15 protein-coding genes and 1 pseudogene are annotated in these 16,144 nt (G+C 36.7%); 12 read left to right on the forward strand and 4 right to left on the reverse strand.

Annotated features, from left to right (window positions below; genetic code table 11):
• Nucleotides 1-178: 178 nt before the first annotated feature.
• The 3 genes from JCM19034_RS06655 to JCM19034_RS06665 all read left to right on the forward strand — a co-directional run bounded on the left by JCM19034_RS06655 (nucleotide 179) and on the right by JCM19034_RS06665 (nucleotide 1,722).
• On the forward strand, nucleotides 179-592 hold the full coding sequence (locus JCM19034_RS06655) for an alpha/beta hydrolase family protein (protein ID WP_062048301.1): 414 nt from the start codon (nucleotides 179-181) through the stop codon (nucleotides 590-592).
• Between the two features lie 83 nt (nucleotides 593-675).
• Nucleotides 676-1,167 (forward strand): S9 family peptidase, encoded by a 492-nt coding sequence (locus tag JCM19034_RS06660; protein ID WP_062048303.1) that lies wholly within the window; start codon nucleotides 676-678, stop codon nucleotides 1,165-1,167.
• A gap of 141 nt (nucleotides 1,168-1,308) precedes the next feature.
• Entirely contained in the window at nucleotides 1,309-1,722 is a 414-nt protein-coding gene (locus JCM19034_RS06665; RefSeq protein WP_269431674.1) for an NUDIX hydrolase, read from the forward strand.
• A gap of 103 nt (nucleotides 1,723-1,825) precedes the next feature.
• Here JCM19034_RS06665 and JCM19034_RS06670 read toward each other — a convergent pair whose 3' ends face one another.
• Nucleotides 1,826-2,599 carry an AraC family transcriptional regulator gene (locus JCM19034_RS06670; protein ID WP_062048307.1) on the reverse strand — a complete coding sequence of 258 codons (774 nt, stop codon included), beginning with the start codon at nucleotides 2,597-2,599 and terminating at the stop codon, nucleotides 1,826-1,828.
• Nucleotides 2,600-2,725: 126 nt separating this feature from the next.
• Here JCM19034_RS06670 and JCM19034_RS06675 point away from each other — a divergent pair, with 126 nt between their 5' ends.
• Nucleotides 2,726-3,679, forward strand: a complete 954-nt coding sequence (locus JCM19034_RS06675; RefSeq protein WP_231686844.1) for a DMT family transporter — start codon at nucleotides 2,726-2,728, stop codon at nucleotides 3,677-3,679.
• 141 nt (nucleotides 3,680-3,820) lie between these two features.
• The gene (locus JCM19034_RS06680; RefSeq protein WP_062048312.1) at nucleotides 3,821-4,588 is read left to right on the forward strand and encodes a sugar phosphate isomerase/epimerase; all 768 of its coding nucleotides are present in this window, start codon (nucleotides 3,821-3,823) and stop codon (nucleotides 4,586-4,588) included.
• 109 nt (nucleotides 4,589-4,697) lie between these two features.
• Here the strand turns inward: JCM19034_RS06680 and JCM19034_RS06685 are convergent, their stop codons facing one another.
• Complete coding sequence (locus JCM19034_RS06685; protein WP_062048314.1) at nucleotides 4,698-6,311, reverse strand: glutathione ABC transporter substrate-binding protein; 1,614 nt, start codon at nucleotides 6,309-6,311, stop codon at nucleotides 4,698-4,700.
• A 353-nt stretch (nucleotides 6,312-6,664) separates the two neighbouring features.
• Here JCM19034_RS06685 and JCM19034_RS06690 point away from each other — a divergent pair, with 353 nt between their 5' ends.
• The 4 genes from JCM19034_RS06690 to JCM19034_RS06705 are packed head-to-tail and all read left to right on the forward strand — an operon-like array spanning nucleotide 6,665 to nucleotide 10,540.
• A complete protein-coding gene (locus JCM19034_RS06690; RefSeq protein WP_062048316.1) occupies nucleotides 6,665-7,561 on the forward strand; it encodes an ABC transporter permease in 897 nt (298 codons plus the stop codon).
• Between the two features lie 15 nt (nucleotides 7,562-7,576).
• Entirely contained in the window at nucleotides 7,577-8,497 is a 921-nt protein-coding gene (gene nikB / locus JCM19034_RS06695) for a nickel ABC transporter permease (protein WP_062048318.1), read from the forward strand.
• Nucleotides 8,498-8,520: 23 nt separating this feature from the next.
• Nucleotides 8,521-9,546, forward strand: coding sequence for an ABC transporter ATP-binding protein (locus JCM19034_RS06700; protein WP_062048320.1), 1,026 nt, complete (start codon nucleotides 8,521-8,523; stop codon nucleotides 9,544-9,546).
• Nucleotides 9,527-10,540, forward strand: coding sequence for an ABC transporter ATP-binding protein (locus JCM19034_RS06705; protein WP_062048322.1), 1,014 nt, complete (start codon nucleotides 9,527-9,529; stop codon nucleotides 10,538-10,540). Before JCM19034_RS06700 ends, JCM19034_RS06705 begins: the two co-directional genes overlap by 20 nt.
• A 60-nt stretch (nucleotides 10,541-10,600) precedes the next feature.
• On the opposite strand, the pseudogene JCM19034_RS06710 reads toward JCM19034_RS06705, so the two are convergent.
• Both JCM19034_RS06710 and JCM19034_RS06715 read right to left on the reverse strand, forming a co-directional pair.
• Nucleotides 10,601-11,561: pseudogene (locus JCM19034_RS06710) on the reverse strand (ABC transporter permease).
• Nucleotides 11,561-12,472 (reverse strand): ABC transporter ATP-binding protein, encoded by a 912-nt coding sequence (locus JCM19034_RS06715; protein WP_062048324.1) that lies wholly within the window; start codon nucleotides 12,470-12,472, stop codon nucleotides 11,561-11,563. Before JCM19034_RS06715 ends, JCM19034_RS06710 begins: the two are co-directional and overlap by 1 nt.
• A 190-nt stretch (nucleotides 12,473-12,662) precedes the next feature.
• On the opposite strand from JCM19034_RS06715, the gene JCM19034_RS06720 reads away from it, so the two are divergent.
• The 3 genes from JCM19034_RS06720 to JCM19034_RS06730 all read left to right on the forward strand — a co-directional run bounded on the left by JCM19034_RS06720 (nucleotide 12,663) and on the right by JCM19034_RS06730 (nucleotide 15,990).
• Nucleotides 12,663-13,241 carry a TetR/AcrR family transcriptional regulator gene (locus JCM19034_RS06720; RefSeq protein ID WP_062048326.1) on the forward strand — a complete coding sequence of 193 codons (579 nt, stop codon included), beginning with the start codon at nucleotides 12,663-12,665 and terminating at the stop codon, nucleotides 13,239-13,241.
• Between the two features lie 128 nt (nucleotides 13,242-13,369).
• Nucleotides 13,370-15,517: a YhgE/Pip family protein gene (locus tag JCM19034_RS06725; RefSeq protein WP_062048328.1), complete on the forward strand. Its 2,148-nt coding sequence runs from the start codon at nucleotides 13,370-13,372 to the stop codon at nucleotides 15,515-15,517.
• Nucleotides 15,514-15,990, forward strand: a complete 477-nt coding sequence (locus JCM19034_RS06730) for a YhgE/Pip family protein (RefSeq protein WP_062048336.1) — start codon at nucleotides 15,514-15,516, stop codon at nucleotides 15,988-15,990. The genes JCM19034_RS06725 and JCM19034_RS06730 overlap by 4 nt, the downstream gene beginning before the upstream one ends.
• Nucleotides 15,991-16,144 lie beyond the last annotated feature (154 nt).

A 16,144-nucleotide genomic window follows, 5' to 3' on the forward strand; every position in this document is an offset into this window, starting at 1 on the left:
AATTCTTCGCCTATTTCAACCTTTTTGTTCGTATTTTCCATTGCTTTCTATTTCAATTTGGTGAACATATAGATTTTTGATGTATATATTCATTGTACAAGGGAAATGAGAGCAAAAAGAAGGAATGTACCTTACTCTTATTGAAAATGTAGTGAAAAATGAGAAGAAGGTGCGACTTATGATAACAAATCTTGATTCATTTATGGATTCATTTTATGAAGAGGAAGTGAAAGCAAAGCAATTAAATCCGCAGGCCTTAAAGGGAAAACTACAACAGCTACTAGGGCAGTTTTCCTTTCCGGAAATGAATAAACCTATTAAAGTTGAAGTAAAGGAATTTCAGACATATAGACGCGAACGATTTCTCATTCCTTCTTTTATGGGGCTAATGATCCCACTTTACGTATTAACACCTAATAGAGTTCAAACAAAGTATGCTTCTGTTATTGCATTACATGGTCATGGTTATGGGTGTAAAGAAATTGTTGGTTTACGAGAGGATGGTTCACAAGACCTTGAATTGTCCGGAATCCATCGCCATTTTGCGGTTGAATTAGTCAATAAAGGGCTGAAAGTGTTCGCTCCCGACTGATAGGATTCGGAGATCGACTGCACTCAAAAGATGTAGAAAAAGGGAAGCAGAACTCTTGCTATTCTTTAGCGACATTGTTATTAATGAGCGGCAGAACACTAGCCGGTTTACGTGTAGCAGAAACAAGACATTTGCTAGATTATTTCAATACGTTTACAGATGTAGACCAAAATCGTATTGGGATGTTGGGATTTTCCGGAGGAGCACTTGTCACTGCTTATACTGCTGCTCTTGATGAACGTGTAAAGGCAACCGTTTTAACTGGATTTACAAATACATTTAAGGGAAGTATTTTACGTAGCGACCATTGTATAGACAATTATATCCCGCACATGTTCACTTTCGGAGAGCTACCAGATTATATAAGTTTAATATGTCCACGTGCTTTATTTGTTGAATCTGGAGAGAATGATCCGCTCTTCCCAATTAATACTACAAAGGTGGCAATCAATCATCTTAAGAATGTATTTGAACAAGCTACTGCACGTGAGCAGTTTTCTTTTGATATATTTCCAGGGAAACATGAGGTTAGTGGCAGGGAGTCATATGAATGGCTTGTTTCAAAACTAAGTTAGCATTCTTGGAACTATTTTTAGAAAGTGGAGAGCAACGTTCGGATGAGCGTTGTTTTTTTAACAAATAGAAATAACCTGTAAACAAATGGGAATATCATAGATAACTATTATGTTCATGAGTATTCGGATTGGGTAAATGCAATTGTTCTAACAAAGGAAAATAAAGTCGTGTTAGTTGAACAATACAGACATGGTGGAGAAGACTTCTTTTTAGAAATCCCAGCTGGGAAAATAGAAGGAAATGAGACAAATGAAGAAGGAATTGAAAGAGAGGTGCGAGAAGAAACGGAGTATATTTCAAAAATGAAACCGATTAAATTAGGAGAATTTATGGTTAACCCATCCACACAAAACAATAAAGTCATTACGTATCTCCTAGTAGATGCTGTTAAAGAGTATGAGCAAAACTTAGACGATTTAGAAGAAATTGATACGACGTTAGTTGATTTTGATAAATTGGGTGAATTATTAAAAACGAATCACATTAAAAAACAGTTATTTACGGCCAATGCTTACTTTATGGCTAAGGATTATTTGCTGAGAAATGAGGCTTGACCCAAAAAGGGGGTCAGACCCCTTTTAGAGCAGTAATTAAAATATGTTTTCATTCGAGAGCGGATTTTGAATAGAGCACATTCGTCATTCCATTCCATTTCTATTAGTTTTTCTTACGAAAACTTCCAGGAGACATACCATACTTCTTCTTAAATACTTTATGGAAATACGGATAACCGCTAAAGCCACAGTTTTCAGCTATTTGATCAAGTGTCATTTGCGTATATTTCATTTGGTCAATAGCTGCCAGAAGCCGAATTTCTTGTGCATATTCAATCATTGTTTTTCCAACGCTACTTTTAAATAAGTGAACAGCTCGAGATACACTAAGCCCAACATGATTAGCAACTTCTTCAATTTTAAATGTCGTTAAAGCATGCTCTTCAATATAACGCATCATTTTCGTTACGGTAAATGGGCGGCTATATGTAGCTGAAGTCTCATTTACGGCACGCTCCAATGAGACGCAAAGTGCCTGTAATAAGTAATCACTCAATTCATTACTCCTTTCAGTCGAAGGACGTCTACTTTCAATAATAATGTGACGCCAAAGACTAAGGAGCTTTTCATCAAGTTCTATTCTTGAGACAGTTGGTTTTGCCGAGCGTTGCCACCATTGATCGATCCATTCACCATAACAAAATAAATAATAGTCTCCGCTGTTTTGCCCTTCTTCAATACGAAGTTCATAATGATCTCCTGGTTGAATAAGGAGTAAATCGCCTTTTTCAATAGAGATTTTATGTTTGTTTACAATGACTTCACAGCTGCCCTCTGTTTGCAAGCGGAATAAGTAATCGCTTAATACTGTATTTTGAAATACATAGAACTGCTTCGTATGATATGAAAAATCACATAAGCCAATTGAGATCATCATTCAATCGCCTTCCTTTAATAAATAGCAAAATAGTAGAGGTCTCATTATATCATGGAAGCTCATGACATTTCATATCAAGCTATGATACAATCGAGGTGCTTTGTTTCTTTGCAGTGATTAACAAAAGTGAAAAGAGGCTATACAACAATGAAATCGGTTTATTTGTATTTTGTAGGTTTAATTTCTGTTTCCATCATATGGGGTGCCAATTTTGGGATATCACGTTGGGCGATGGATGTGATTTCAGCGGAAATTTTCGTGTTTTTACGTTTTGGTCTTGCCGTACCACTCTTATTTTTACTGCTTTATAAGCTGGAAGGTAGTGTAAAGGTAGAGAAAAAAGACATTTGGAAGCTTATATTGATTGGCTTTATCGGAGTGACAGTTTTAGAGATTCTTGTTATGTATTCAATCAAGTTCACCACATTGGCGAACGCTTCTTTATTAAATGTTGCACCATGGCCAATATTTGTTGCACTGTTCGCTCCTCTATTTACAAAGGAAGTGTTAACAAAACGAATCGTTATAGGTGGTGCAATTGCGTTTGTAGGGGTTTCTCTAATTATTTTAGGTGGAGGCGAAGGCTTTGATTTATCCTCACAATATATGTTAGGGAATTTATTTGCTTTACTAGTCAGCTTGATAGGAGCTCTCTTTAATTTAGCATGCATGCCATTAATGCAAAAATATTCAGCAATGCGTGTAACAACATGGTATGTGTTGTTTGGATCATTGTTGTTAATCCCATTTACATTTGGAGGTTGGAGTGACGTTCAATGGTCAAGCTTAACGTTTTCGGTTTATAGTGCGATTATTTTTAACGTTATAATATGTACGATTGTTGCGTTTGTCGTTTGGAATATTTCGATGAAGAAAGTAGGAGCTACAAAATCAAATTTCTTTCGTTACGTTGTCCCAGCCGCAGCAGCAATAGCAGGTGCTTTGTTTTTTGGTGAGGCGATTATGTTCACACAGATCATTGGTGCTTTCGTTATTATGCTCGGATTAATATGGATTGGTTTAGAACGAAAGGGTACAGATGAGAGAGTTCGTTCAAATGATGTAAAAATAGCCAATTAATAAGAATGAGAAAAGAGTAAAATAGTAGATGTTTTAAGGAGATTATTTATGTTCAGATAAGCAAATAACAGATATGATGAAGCAAATAGATGATTTAAAGTCATCGTTATTATATCCTATGCAAAGAAAGAGGGCTATATTATGAAAACGATACCAGTAGCAGTACAGCTATTTACATTACGTGAAGAATGTGAAAAAGACTTTGCAGGAACATTAAAGAAAGTAGCAGATCTTGGCTATAATGGAGTTGAATTTGCTGGGTTCAATGGGTTATCTGCAAAAGAAGTAAAGGTGCTTTTAGATAATTTAGGACTACAAGCAGCATCAAGTCATGTTCCACTTGACCAATTACAAAATAATTTCGATCAAGTGATAGAAGATCAAAAGACGATAGGCAGCAAGTATGTTGTTTGTCCGTATTTATTACCAGAACAACGCACAGAAGAGTATTATCAAGCTCTTATTCCGTTTTTAGAGGAAGCAGGTGCAAAATGCAGAGAAGAAGGAATTACGCTTTGTTATCATAATCATGATTTCGAACTTGAGCGTTTGCAAGATGGTCGAATGGCACTTGAAGCTATTTTTGATGATACGAGTGAAAGTAACCTCCATACGGAACTTGACGTTTATTGGTTAACAAAAGCTGGTCATCAGCCAACAGAATGGATTGAACGATATAAAGGAAGAACGCCAATCGTCCATTTGAAGGATATGACGACTGATGACGAGCAATTTTTCGCAGAGCTTGGAACGGGTGGAGTCGATATTGAAGCCGTTTTAGCTAAAGGAGAAGAAGCGAACGTCGAGTGGTGGGTTGTTGAGCAAGATGTTAGCCGCCGTACACCGTTAGAAAGTATTGAAATTAGTATAAATTATTTAAAGGAACGGTTGCCATATTTAACGAAATAATCAAAAACCCAGTGAATGACTTCACTGGGTTTTTGATTATAATTTTTTGACTTATACAAATAGAAACCGCCTTGAGAGACTAATCTCAAAGGCGGTTTTTGAATCTTTATTACTGCTCTAACGTAACATTTTGAAGTTTTAAAATTTGAGTTGGAGTTTGCTCTAATCCTTTTACTTCCTCACGTACTCCTAATAAGAAGTGTTGGTGTAGTGTATAAATCATTGGAGCTTCTTCAACTAGAAGATCTTGTGCTTGACGATATAAATCTAAGCGTTCTTCTTCATCAGTACTACGACGAGCTTCCTCAAGTAAGCCATCTAATTCGTCATTTTGAATGAATGTACGGTTACCAGGGTCACCAACTTGTGTTGAATGGAAAACACCATACATACCATAATCAGCATCACCAGTTACAGTGGTCCATCCTAAAATAAACATATCATGCTCTCCGTTAGCCGTTTGCTCTAAGTATGCTCCCCACTCAAGCGTTTGAACGTCCACGTCGATGCCAATTTGTCTTAATTGCTCTTGAACGTTAGTAACTGTATCTACACGTTCACGGTTATCATTTGTCCATAATGTTGTGCTAAAACCGTCAGGATACCCAGCTTCTGCTAGTAATTCTTTTGCTGCTTCAGGATCATATTCTAGTCCTGATTGATTTTCATCATAACCGAAGACAACTGGTGCAATTGGTCCAATTGCTGGTTGAGCAGCTCCATAGTAAATTCCTTCAACAATTTGCTCTTTATCAATCGCCATTGAGATCGCTTGACGAACACGAACATCATCAAATGGTTCTTTATCTAGATTAAAGCCAATATAAGATAACGCAACACTTTCTTGCTCGTTAACATATATGCCGTCAGTTGCTTCAACACGACTTACATCTGAAGGGCTTAGAGGGTCAGAAATATGTGCGTCGCCAGTCTCAAGCTCAGCAATACGCGTTAGATCTTCCGGTACAACTTTAAACGTTACAGAATCAAGCTTGACGTTTTCACCCCAATAATCTTCATTGCGTACTAATTTAATTTCTTGTCCAGGTGTCCAAGATTCAAATTTGAAATAGCCTGTTCCGATAGGGTGCTCGTTAATTTTCGAACTCGGATCTTGACCATCTTCCATTGCAGCATAATCAGCTTCAATTAATTCTTTAGAAATCATACCGCCAGCTTCGTGAGCAAGGTGTGCTGGTAATGGTGCAAATGGGTATTCTGTTTCAATTTGAACAGTATATTCGTCGATTACTTCGACATTCGTTACCATTTCATATAAAAATGATCGTGGAGATGCGACCGCTGGATCTAAAATACGATCAAAGTTTGCTTTTACAACCTCAGCATTAAAGTCTGATCCGTCATGGAACTTTACTCCTTGACGAAGCTCAAACTCCCAAACAGTATCCTCAATTTGCTCCCAGCTTTCAGCAAGACCAGGATGCAAGTCAAGATTCTGATCTGTTTTAATTAAAGATTCATAAATATTGTAAGCGATATTCGTTGATGGTGTATCGTTCGAACCGTGAGGGTTAATTTCAACTGCATCAGATAGCATTGCAACAATTAAATCGCCGCCTTCGGCACCTTCAGCACCTTCTGAAGCTTCCTCTCCTTCCGTTTCATCATCAACTGGATCTGATTCATTTCCTCCACCACATGCAACTAGTACAATACTAAGCATTAGTGAAAGTGCAAGAAAAAGTAAAGAATTTTTTGACATTTTTCATCTGTGTTATACCTCCCCAATTTTTTAAAAACTTTAAGAATGAAAAACAATAGTAATATAACTTATTTATTTGAAAAAGACAAGTAAATATGTGAAATATTCTCACAATACTTCTGGCAAGATACATTAATTGCTCATATTTTTTAATGATTAAACGCTTTAAACCACTAAAATACCGTTACTAACTTACTTAATAAATATTAGTTTTAACCTATATATATTATTCAAGTAAAATATTTTTTCTTTTTAAATCAATGACTACATGATATAATCATTCGGGTATAGTATAATCTATTGTATTTTTATAAAATTACAACCATTTTTAATGAAAGGAATGACTAAAGGTTATGACACAAGAGGTTACGAACGATGCTACCATTTCAAACCAACCACCTAACCCTCGCATAAATAATTGGAAAACTTTTTATAGAAAAATACGAAAAAACCGTGGGGCAATGGTAGGCGGTATTTTAATTGTAGTATTTATTATTGTTGCACTCATCGGACCGTACGTTACACCTTACGGACCTTACGAACAAGACTATTCAGTTAGACTTGATAACCCTTCAGCAGATCATTGGTTTGGAGCTGATCACCATGGCCGCGATATTTTTAGTAGAATTATTCACGGAATGGGAATTACTTTATATATTGGATTTTTATCCACTTTCATAAGTGCTATTATAGGTACTTTTTTAGGAATTATCTCTGGATATTATGGAAAAAGTACCGATGCTATTATTATGCGTATTATGGATGTGCTATTAGCTTTTCCTGGTATTTTACTAGCTTTAGCGATTGTTAGTGTACTAGGTCCTAGCACACAAAATGTCATTATTGCAGTTGCTATATTTTCAATCCCTGTATTTGCACGTATTGTACGAGGGTCCACATTATCAGTAAAAAAGTTGGAATACATTGATGCTCAAAAAGCTTTAGGAGCAAGTGATTTTAGAATTATTTTTATGCATATTTTCCCAAATATTACATCGCCTTTAATCGTTCAATTAACATTAAGTGTTGCAACTGCGATTTTGACAGCAAGTGGTCTGTCATTTATTGGTTTAGGTGCTCAACCACCTTCGCCAGAGTGGGGAGCAATGCTAAGTGATGGACGAAATTATATATTTGATGCCGGACATGTCGCCTTTTTCCCAGGGTTAATGATCGTCATTGTCGTTTTAGCATTTAATATTTTTGGAGACGGATTACGAGATGCACTCGATCCGAAGATGAAAAGCTAGAGAGGAGGTCACACTTTGTTTAAATTTATTATACGTCGTCTATTACAAACGATACCTGTATTATTTGGAGTATCAATTATCGTTTTTAGCTTAATGCATTTAATTCCTGGTGATGCCGCCCAAGTGATAGCTGGTGAAAGTGCATCTCCAGAACAAGTTGAGCAAATGCGTGAGCGTTTAGGGTTAAATGATCCATACCCGGTTCAATATTTTAATTTTATTAGTAATGCTGTACAAGGTGATTTAGGAAATTCTGTTCGAAATGGTCGTCCAGTTACTGAAGAAATTAGCGGACGTTTCGGGACAACAATTGAGCTTGCGATCTATAGTACAATCCTTAGTGTATTTATCGGTTTAATTGCCGGTGTTATTTCAGCAACACGCCAAAATTCTTTTATGGATGTCGGAATCATGATTATCGCTTTGTTTGGTTTATCAATGCCAAATTTCTGGCTTGGATTAATGTTAATCAAGTGGTTGGCAGTCGATCATAGCATATTCTCACCTTCTGGATGGGGAGCATTCAAACAGATGGTTTTACCAGTTGTTACATTAGGTACGTCAGGTGCCGCAATTGTTGCGAGGATGACACGGTCAAGTATGCTTGAAGTCATCGGACAAGATTATATTCGTACTGCAAGGGCCAAAGGGGTTCGTGAACGTACCGTTATTTATCGGCACGCTCTTAAAAATGCACTTATTCCGGTTGTTACGGTTGTTGGTTTATCGTTTGGAACGTTATTAGGTGGAACGATTATTGTAGAGCAAGTTTTTGCAATTAACGGTATGGGTAGGCTTATGGTTGATTCGATTCGTTCGCGTGACTTCCCAATCGTTCAAGGTACTGTATTAATCGTTTCATTGTTATTTGTTTTAGTGAACTTAATGGTCGACATTGCGTATCGACTTTTAAATAAACGGATTGATTTAGATTAATTTTTTGAAAGGGAGTGAGATCAATGAGTGGGAATAAAGCGATCATTGAAGTGAAAGACCTCCAAACCTCCTTTTTCACAAGTGAATTAGAAGTGAAAGCTGTTGATGGAGTGACATTTAGTGTACCAAAGGGTAAGACGCTTGGTATTGTTGGTGAATCTGGATCGGGGAAAAGTATAACATCACTGTCAATTCTGCGTTTAATACAAGAGCCAGGAAAGGTTGTTGGCGGGGAAGTCATTTTTAATGGAGAAGACTTACTCAAAAAAACGGAAGCGGAAATGCGTAAAATTCGTGGTAATGAAATATCAATGATTTTTCAGGAGCCAATGACATCATTAAACCCTGTCTACACTGTAGGACAACAAATTGGCGAGGCATTTCAAATCCACGAAAAGCTTGGTAAAAAAGAAGCGATTAAGCGCTCAATTGAAATGTTGAAATTAGTCGGCATACCTTCCCCCGAAAAACGTGTTCATCAATATCCGTTTGAATTATCAGGTGGTATGAGACAGCGTGTAATGATTGCGATGGCTTTAGCTTGTAATCCACAACTATTAATCGCCGATGAACCGACAACGGCACTTGATGTAACTATTCAAGCTCAAATTCTAGAGCTAATGAAGGATTTACAAGACCGGCTTGGCATGTCGATTATTATGATTACACATGATCTCGGTGTTGTAGCAGAAACGTGTGATTACGTCGCTGTGATGTATTGTGGGAAAGTGGTCGAATACGCATCCGTTAAAGACTTATTTAACAACCCGAAGCATCCATATACAGTCGGACTACTGAATTCTTTACCACGCCATGATGAAGATGTTGAGGGAGAATTAGAAGTAATAAGGGGCTCCGTTCCATCTCCAGCAGATATGCCTAAGGGCTGTCGTTTTGCCCCAAGATGTCAATTTGCTAGTGATATCTGTCGTGAGAAATTACCTGATTTGGAGCAAGATGATAACGGAAATCAAATCCGTTGTTGGATTTACTCTGAGGAGTGGGATGGCGAGTCGGAGGTGAACGTTTATGAAAAAAGAACTACTTAAAGTAGAGAATTTAAAACAATATTTCCCTATTAAGGGAGGCTTACTCGGGCGCACCGTTAATCATGTTAAAGCTGTTGATGATGTTTCCTTCACTGTTTATGAAGGGGAAACGGTTAGCATTGTTGGGGAGTCTGGCTGTGGAAAGTCTACAACGGGACGTGCCATTTTACGCTTAGATGAACCGACTGATGGGAATGTTACATTTAATGATGTGGATTTACGAGGTTTAACAAAACAGCAAATGCGAAAAATGAGAAAAGATTTACAAATTATTTTCCAAGATCCATATGCTTCAATAAACCCACGTCAAACAGTACGCCAAGTACTTGAAGAAGCGTTAAAAATTCAAAACGTTGTACCGAAAAATGAGCGTTCAGCTAGAATTAGTGAATTGATGGAAACGGTAGGACTTGGTGCACACCAAGCAGATCGCTATCCTCATGAATTTAGTGGAGGGCAGCGACAACGGATCGGAATTGCTCGTGCTTTATCTGTCGACCCCAAATTAATTATTTGTGATGAAGCTGTATCTGCATTGGACGTATCGATTCAAGCACAAGTTATTAACTTATTGAAACGCCTACAAGAGGAATTTCAATTAACGTATTTATTCATATCACATGATCTTGGTGTTGTGCGTCATATTTCTGACCGTGTCATTGTGATGTATTTAGGACGAATTGTTGAAATTGCTGATAAAAAATCACTTTTTGAAAATCCACAACATCCTTATACGAAAGCTTTGTTATCAGCAATCCCAGTACCAGATCCAGAGAAAAAGAAAGAACGGATTATCTTAAAAGGCGATGTTCCTTCTCCAATAGACCCACCAACTGGCTGTCGTTTTCATACGCGTTGTCCATTTGCAACAGAGAAATGTAAAACGGAAACGCCACAATTGCGTGCGGCAGATTATATGAAAGAAGGACATCAAGCAGCCTGTCACTACATGGAAGAAATCAAAGCGGGCACAAAAGAGCCTAATTACGTATAAATAATGAATGGGACCGAGCATTTTCGGTCCCATTTGTTTTTCTAGCAATCTGTAAAAGCGTTATGCTGCAACATCTCGCTTAGAGAAAACTGTGAATGCGAGGATGTGGAAAATGAAAAAGTATATAAGTAAGAGAATAATAGAAAACGTTATCGTCATCCTTCAACTGGGGGATTCCATCAAAATAGACCGATAAGTCTGTATTTGAAAACAAGATATATTTTGCCCAATCAAATTGTTCGGCAAGCAATAGAGTAGCTGCTGCCCCCGAAAAAAATAAAAATAAGGAAAAACCAATTGCTAAAGAGTTATTACGAAAAACAGAAGAAATCATAAATGCCATTGTGGCAATCATCAATATATCAATTGAATAAAGCAAATAATGGGTAATTAAATGAAATACGATATTGCGTTCAATCACTTCACCACTATGGTAGGCAAGATGAAAGCTCTCTTCAGATGGAAAACCAAATAACAGTGCACCGATAAGGCTTGAGAAAAGAAAAACAATAATTAACAGAGATAGACCAAACAAAATCACGGTAATATATTTTGAGAGTAATATCTTTACCCGACTAATCGGTCGAACTAAAAGGAATTTGATTGTCCCTGAAGTAAATTCTGAAGCGACAATACCTGCTGCGATAATGATCGTAAATATTCCGCTTATGCTGATGAAAGAAGTGGCATCATTTACGAATGTCCATATCGTTTGTTCTGAGGTTGGAGCGATATTGTTTTGCAAACGGTACTCATTTAAGGCAATATCACGCTCGTAATAGGTTTGCAAATTACCATAACTAGTTGATGATTGCAATTCTGCCAAAAATTCTCGATCTTCAGCGATTGTCGTTTCAAGCTCTTCTTGCCAATTTTCGTTTGTTTCGGGCGATGATTGATTATCTAAATATTTATATATCGCCCCCATTCCAATCATTCCTAGGATGAGAAACCCGATCATAACAAATGTGCTCGTACGTTTAAATAGCTTCACCCATTCGTTTATTATTAACTTTACCATCACAATTGCCCTCCTTTAGCTGATGTGACTTCGAGGAAACGTTCCTCTAATGTCTTCATTTGCTGTTTAACTTCGTAGATAGAAACATTCTCCTCAACTAACTTTTTAATAAGCTTTGGAATTTCCTCTTTCGTTGTTGTAATGGAAAACCCTTTATCATTAAAGGTGACGTCCCATTCTTGTTTTAGCGATAACTGAATGCTTTCTATAGTGCTTGTTTCAAATACGTAAACATTATGTTTTTCTTCAACAAAATTACGAACATGTTGAATATCGGTTAACGTTCCTTTTTGAATGATGGCGATCCGGTCACACATCATTTCCATTTCAGATAGTAGATGACTAGAAACGATAACACTCATCCCTTTTTCCTTTGTTAAAAATTGCAAGTGGTCACGAATTTCCCGAATACCTGCCGGGTCTAAACCATTTGTTGGTTCGTCTAAAATGAGTAATTTCGGGTCATGAAGCAAACATTGGGCTAACCCTAATCTTTGCCGCATTCCTAACGAATACGTTTTGACCTTTTCATGAATACGTTCCGTTAATCCAACTAACTGGACCATCTGATCAATTTTCGTCTTATTAATTCCTTTATGCATTCGTGCATATTGTTTCAAATTTTCATAACCTGATAAATGTTTATACATTTCTGGGTTTTCCACAATTGCACCAACATGTTGAATTGCTGCCTCAAAGTCGTTCTTTATGCTTTTATTACAGATGACGATATCTCCTTTTGTCATTCCAATTAAGCCAACGATCATCCTAATGGTCGTCGTTTTTCCAGCACCATTTGGTCCGAGTAATCCGAACACTTCTCCTTCGTTTATGGAAAAACTTAAGTTGTTAATAATCGTTTTTCCTTTAATCGTCTTATGAACATTTTTTAATGAAATAACTTCATTCATCTTTCTTCCTCCAATCAACAATTGTACTTTTGTATTAGTGAACTATTTAGATAGTACACTAATACAAAATGAATTGTCAATACTCAATTTAAATTGATAAGAGCATTGCATTCTTTTTTTGTATATGCTATTTTAGATTAAGACTAATTGACCAAAAAACTATTTTGGTCGAAATAGGAGGAAGGACAATATGGGAACGGATAAAAAACAATTAATTATGGATGCTGCAACGAAGTCTTTTTCGTTGTTTGGCTACAAAGCGACTACAATGGATCAAGTCGCGAAAATTGCAAGAGTTGGAAAAGGAACGATATATACGTATTTCTCGACAAAGGAAGAATTGTTAATGGCTATTATTGAACACCTAGCTATAGAAATGAGAGAAGTTGCGAACGAATCGATTTATCCAGGAGCATCCTTTGTTGAGAATTTTAATGCTGCGTTAAGCGGTATTGTGGAATTTCGTGAAAAGCATGAACTTATTGTGAAGCTTTCCCAGGAATTGAAGGAGATTGGTACACCAGCTGTAGCTGAAGCTCTGCAATCAATGGAGGATGGGATTTGCCAATATATTGAAGTACGTATTCAAAAGGGGATTGATAATAGATCATTACGTCCATGTGATCCAAAAGTCACTGCTTTTTTAATGTTTAAAATGTATATGAATCTTGTTAGCGATTGGAAAGAACGTCATGGTGCTTTGTCCAAAGATGAGGTTGCACATTTAATGAACTTTTATTTCATGGAAGGTCTAGCTCCACTTGACTAATAGGAGGGGCTCATTTAAATTTTGCAGAACTTTTGTTTCTTAATATTGTTCCGTAGTCATCTATTACTTTTTTTTGAATAATATCGACTAGAATACTAAATTAGTCAATGTTCTTTGGGGGTGAATCAATGAAACATGCATGGCAGATTTTTATACAAGATTTACGAAATATAAAACGAGTTCCTCTCATTGGATTTTTGCTCGTTGGATTAGCGATTTTACCATCGTTATATGCATGGTTTAACTTAGGGGCAGCTTGGGACCCGTATGCAAATACGAAGGGGATTCAGGTAGCGGTTGCTAATTATGATCAAGGAACTGAAATAGATGGAGAATATGTCAATATTGGTGAGGAGTTAGTTGAAAAGTTAGAAGGTAATGATAATTTAGGATGGGTATTTGTTTCTAAAGAAGAAGCAGAGAGAGGAGTAGAGCTTGGTGATTATTATGCAAGCATCTTTCTATCGGAACGCTTCACCGAAGAGTTAACAAATGTATTAGATGGTGAGCCGCATCAAGCTGAAGTACAATATATCGTTAATGAAAAAGTAAATGCGATTGCACCTAAAATGACTTCAACAGGAGCGTCAACAATCGTCAATCAAATCAATGATCAAATTATTGAAGAGATAACTAAAGTTTTATTTCAAGAATTCGATAAGCTTGGGATTGAACTTGAAAAGGATTTACCGACTTTCCGTCGTATAAAACAGACGATTTATCAGCTAGAGGAGCGATTTCCAGAAATCAATGAGTTAGGTGAGTTGATCATTAATATTGATGACAATTGGGATAAAGTCGAAAAGAATTTCGATACTATATTGGCTATTGAAGAATCGTTACCAACTATTCATGATGGATTAGAACAAATTTTACGGTTAGAGGAAAACTTCTCTCAATTGTATGTACTAGCCGATGGCATAAAAGATTTAGAAGCAGCAATCGAAAGTTTAACAAAAGCGATTGTTGAGATAAAGGGTATGACTCAACGGTTTTCCGATGTTGAAGACTATTTGGAAGAGATGTTAGATACGATTCAACAAGCAAACGAGCAAATAAATGATATGCAAAATCATTTACCGAGTGAAAATGATGTAAATATCACATTTGAATCATTTTACGATGCACTTGACGAAGCAAATGAGGCAATTTCCGAATCATTAGCTCATTTTAATCATCTAATAATGATTTCGACAAAACCGTTAATCGTTATGATTGACTCATTAGAGAACGAAGAAGATGTTGAGAAAGTAGAGAAGTTGCTTGCCGATTTAGATAAGGAGTTAATCTCACAACGCCAGATGTCAAACCAAGCAATAGACATGTATACTCTTTTATATGAGATTACAGGTGATACAGATATTCTGGAAGTGATTGAATTGCTTGATGAATTAAATGAAAGTATAGAAACGATGCAATCAATCGTTGATCATGCACAGCTTCGAATTGAAGAAGAAGAACTTCCAACGTCTGATGAAATTAATCGGTTACGCCTACAAGTAGAACATATGGAACAACTGATAAGTAATGGTCAGCACTTATTAGATGGTGATTGGATAAGCAATGCAATGGAGCAAGTTGATCGCGAAATATCATTTGAGCAAATGGAGTCGTTAAATGAAGCTTTAACGCTTGCAAGCGAAATGACGTCGGCAAGCGAGGAGAAGATAGAAAAAATGATTGAACGCTTACCTAAAGTTGAGCAAACAATCAATGAAACCGTCAATTCAGTCGAGGAGAAGCTTCCAGTCGTGGTAGAACGAATAGAAACATTGAATGAATTTGTTCAGGATGTTTTACCTACTATTGAAGAGCACGTGAATGATGTTGCCAAATGGATTCGTACTGAACTTCCTACAATCGAAGAGAAATATCTTGAATTTATGGATACGTTAGATGAAAAACTACCGTTAGCTAAAGAAGCGGTTAATGAGCTAGCTACATTTAGCCGTGATCAATTACCAGAAACGGAGCGATTAGTAAATGAGATGGCTGATAGAATTCGAATAATTGAAGAGAATGATTACCTTGACGAACTGATTATGCTACTTCGAAATGATTTAGATCAAGAAAGTGAATTCTTTGCAAGTCCGGTTCAGTTATTAGAGGAGAAAATGTTCCCAATTCCAAACTATGGCTCAGCGAATGTACCATTTTATACAACGTTATGCTTATGGGTGGGTGCTCTACTACTGTCCAATTTAATTACGACGAATTTGCATAAAGACGATTATCAAATAGAGTTTCATCTCGAGATGTTTATTTTGGGAGGATGATCCTCTTTATCGTTGTTGCCGTGCTGCAAGGTACAATCGTTAGCGTTGGCAACTTATTTTTATTAGGAATCTATGCTGCACATCCGGTTTGGTTACTCATTTTTTCGATCATTATTGCAATCGTCTTTATGACGATCGTTTATACATTTGCATCCATACTCGGTAATATCGGAAAGGCATTAGCAATTGTGCTTTTAGTATTACAACTATCGAGTGGGGGTGGAACGTTTCCGATTGAAGTAGCTCCACCATTTTTCCAAATGCTTCACCCGTTTATGCCATTTTCTTATGCAATTAATTTATTGAGAGAAGCAGTTGGAGGAATAATTCCTTCGTTAGTTTTGAAGAATATTTTAATGCTGACAGCTTTTTGGATGACAGCTTTAGCAATGGGTTGTTTATTGAAGCCTGTTTTAGAAGGAAGAATTGAAGAAACAGTACAAAAGTCAAAATCAAGCAGGTTAGTAGATTAGTTTCACTTTTGAAGAAAAACGAAAATGGCTTATTGAATAATTTTTTATAAAAAGAGCAGCTCTATTGCTAGACGTAACTAACAATAGGGCTGCTCTAAATAAAGATAGTAGTTCAATTAAGAAGGATTGGCAGTGCACTCTACTCATTTCAAAT

This window comes from Bacillus sp. JCM 19034 (assembly GCF_001310635.1).
GTDB lineage: Bacteria > Bacillota > Bacilli > Bacillales > Bacillaceae_D > Halalkalibacter.

Bases quoted from the DNA above. Each gene is read 5' to 3' on its own strand.
- JCM19034_RS06715 (WP_062048324.1), bottom strand. From the start codon at position 12,472: ATGAATGAAGTTATTTCATTAAAAAATGTTCATAAGACGATTAAAGGA.
- JCM19034_RS06660 (WP_062048303.1), top strand. From the start codon at position 676: ATGAGCGGCAGAACACTAGCCGGTTTACGTGTAGCAGAAACAAGACAT.
- JCM19034_RS06680 (WP_062048312.1), top strand. From the start codon at position 3,821: ATGAAAACGATACCAGTAGCAGTACAGCTATTTACATTACGTGAAGAA.
- JCM19034_RS06690 (WP_062048316.1), top strand. From the start codon at position 6,665: ATGACACAAGAGGTTACGAACGATGCTACCATTTCAAACCAACCACCT.
- JCM19034_RS06705 (WP_062048322.1), top strand. From the start codon at position 9,527: ATGAAAAAAGAACTACTTAAAGTAGAGAATTTAAAACAATATTTCCCT.
- JCM19034_RS06655 (WP_062048301.1), top strand. From the start codon at position 179: ATGATAACAAATCTTGATTCATTTATGGATTCATTTTATGAAGAGGAA.
- JCM19034_RS06725 (WP_062048328.1), top strand. From the start codon at position 13,370: ATGAAACATGCATGGCAGATTTTTATACAAGATTTACGAAATATAAAA.
- JCM19034_RS06685 (WP_062048314.1), bottom strand. From the start codon at position 6,311: ATGTCAAAAAATTCTTTACTTTTTCTTGCACTTTCACTAATGCTTAGT.
- JCM19034_RS06720 (WP_062048326.1), top strand. From the start codon at position 12,663: ATGGGAACGGATAAAAAACAATTAATTATGGATGCTGCAACGAAGTCT.
- JCM19034_RS06700 (WP_062048320.1), top strand. From the start codon at position 8,521: ATGAGTGGGAATAAAGCGATCATTGAAGTGAAAGACCTCCAAACCTCC.
- JCM19034_RS06670 (WP_062048307.1), bottom strand. From the start codon at position 2,599: ATGATGATCTCAATTGGCTTATGTGATTTTTCATATCATACGAAGCAG.
- JCM19034_RS06730 (WP_062048336.1), top strand. From the start codon at position 15,514: ATGATCCTCTTTATCGTTGTTGCCGTGCTGCAAGGTACAATCGTTAGC.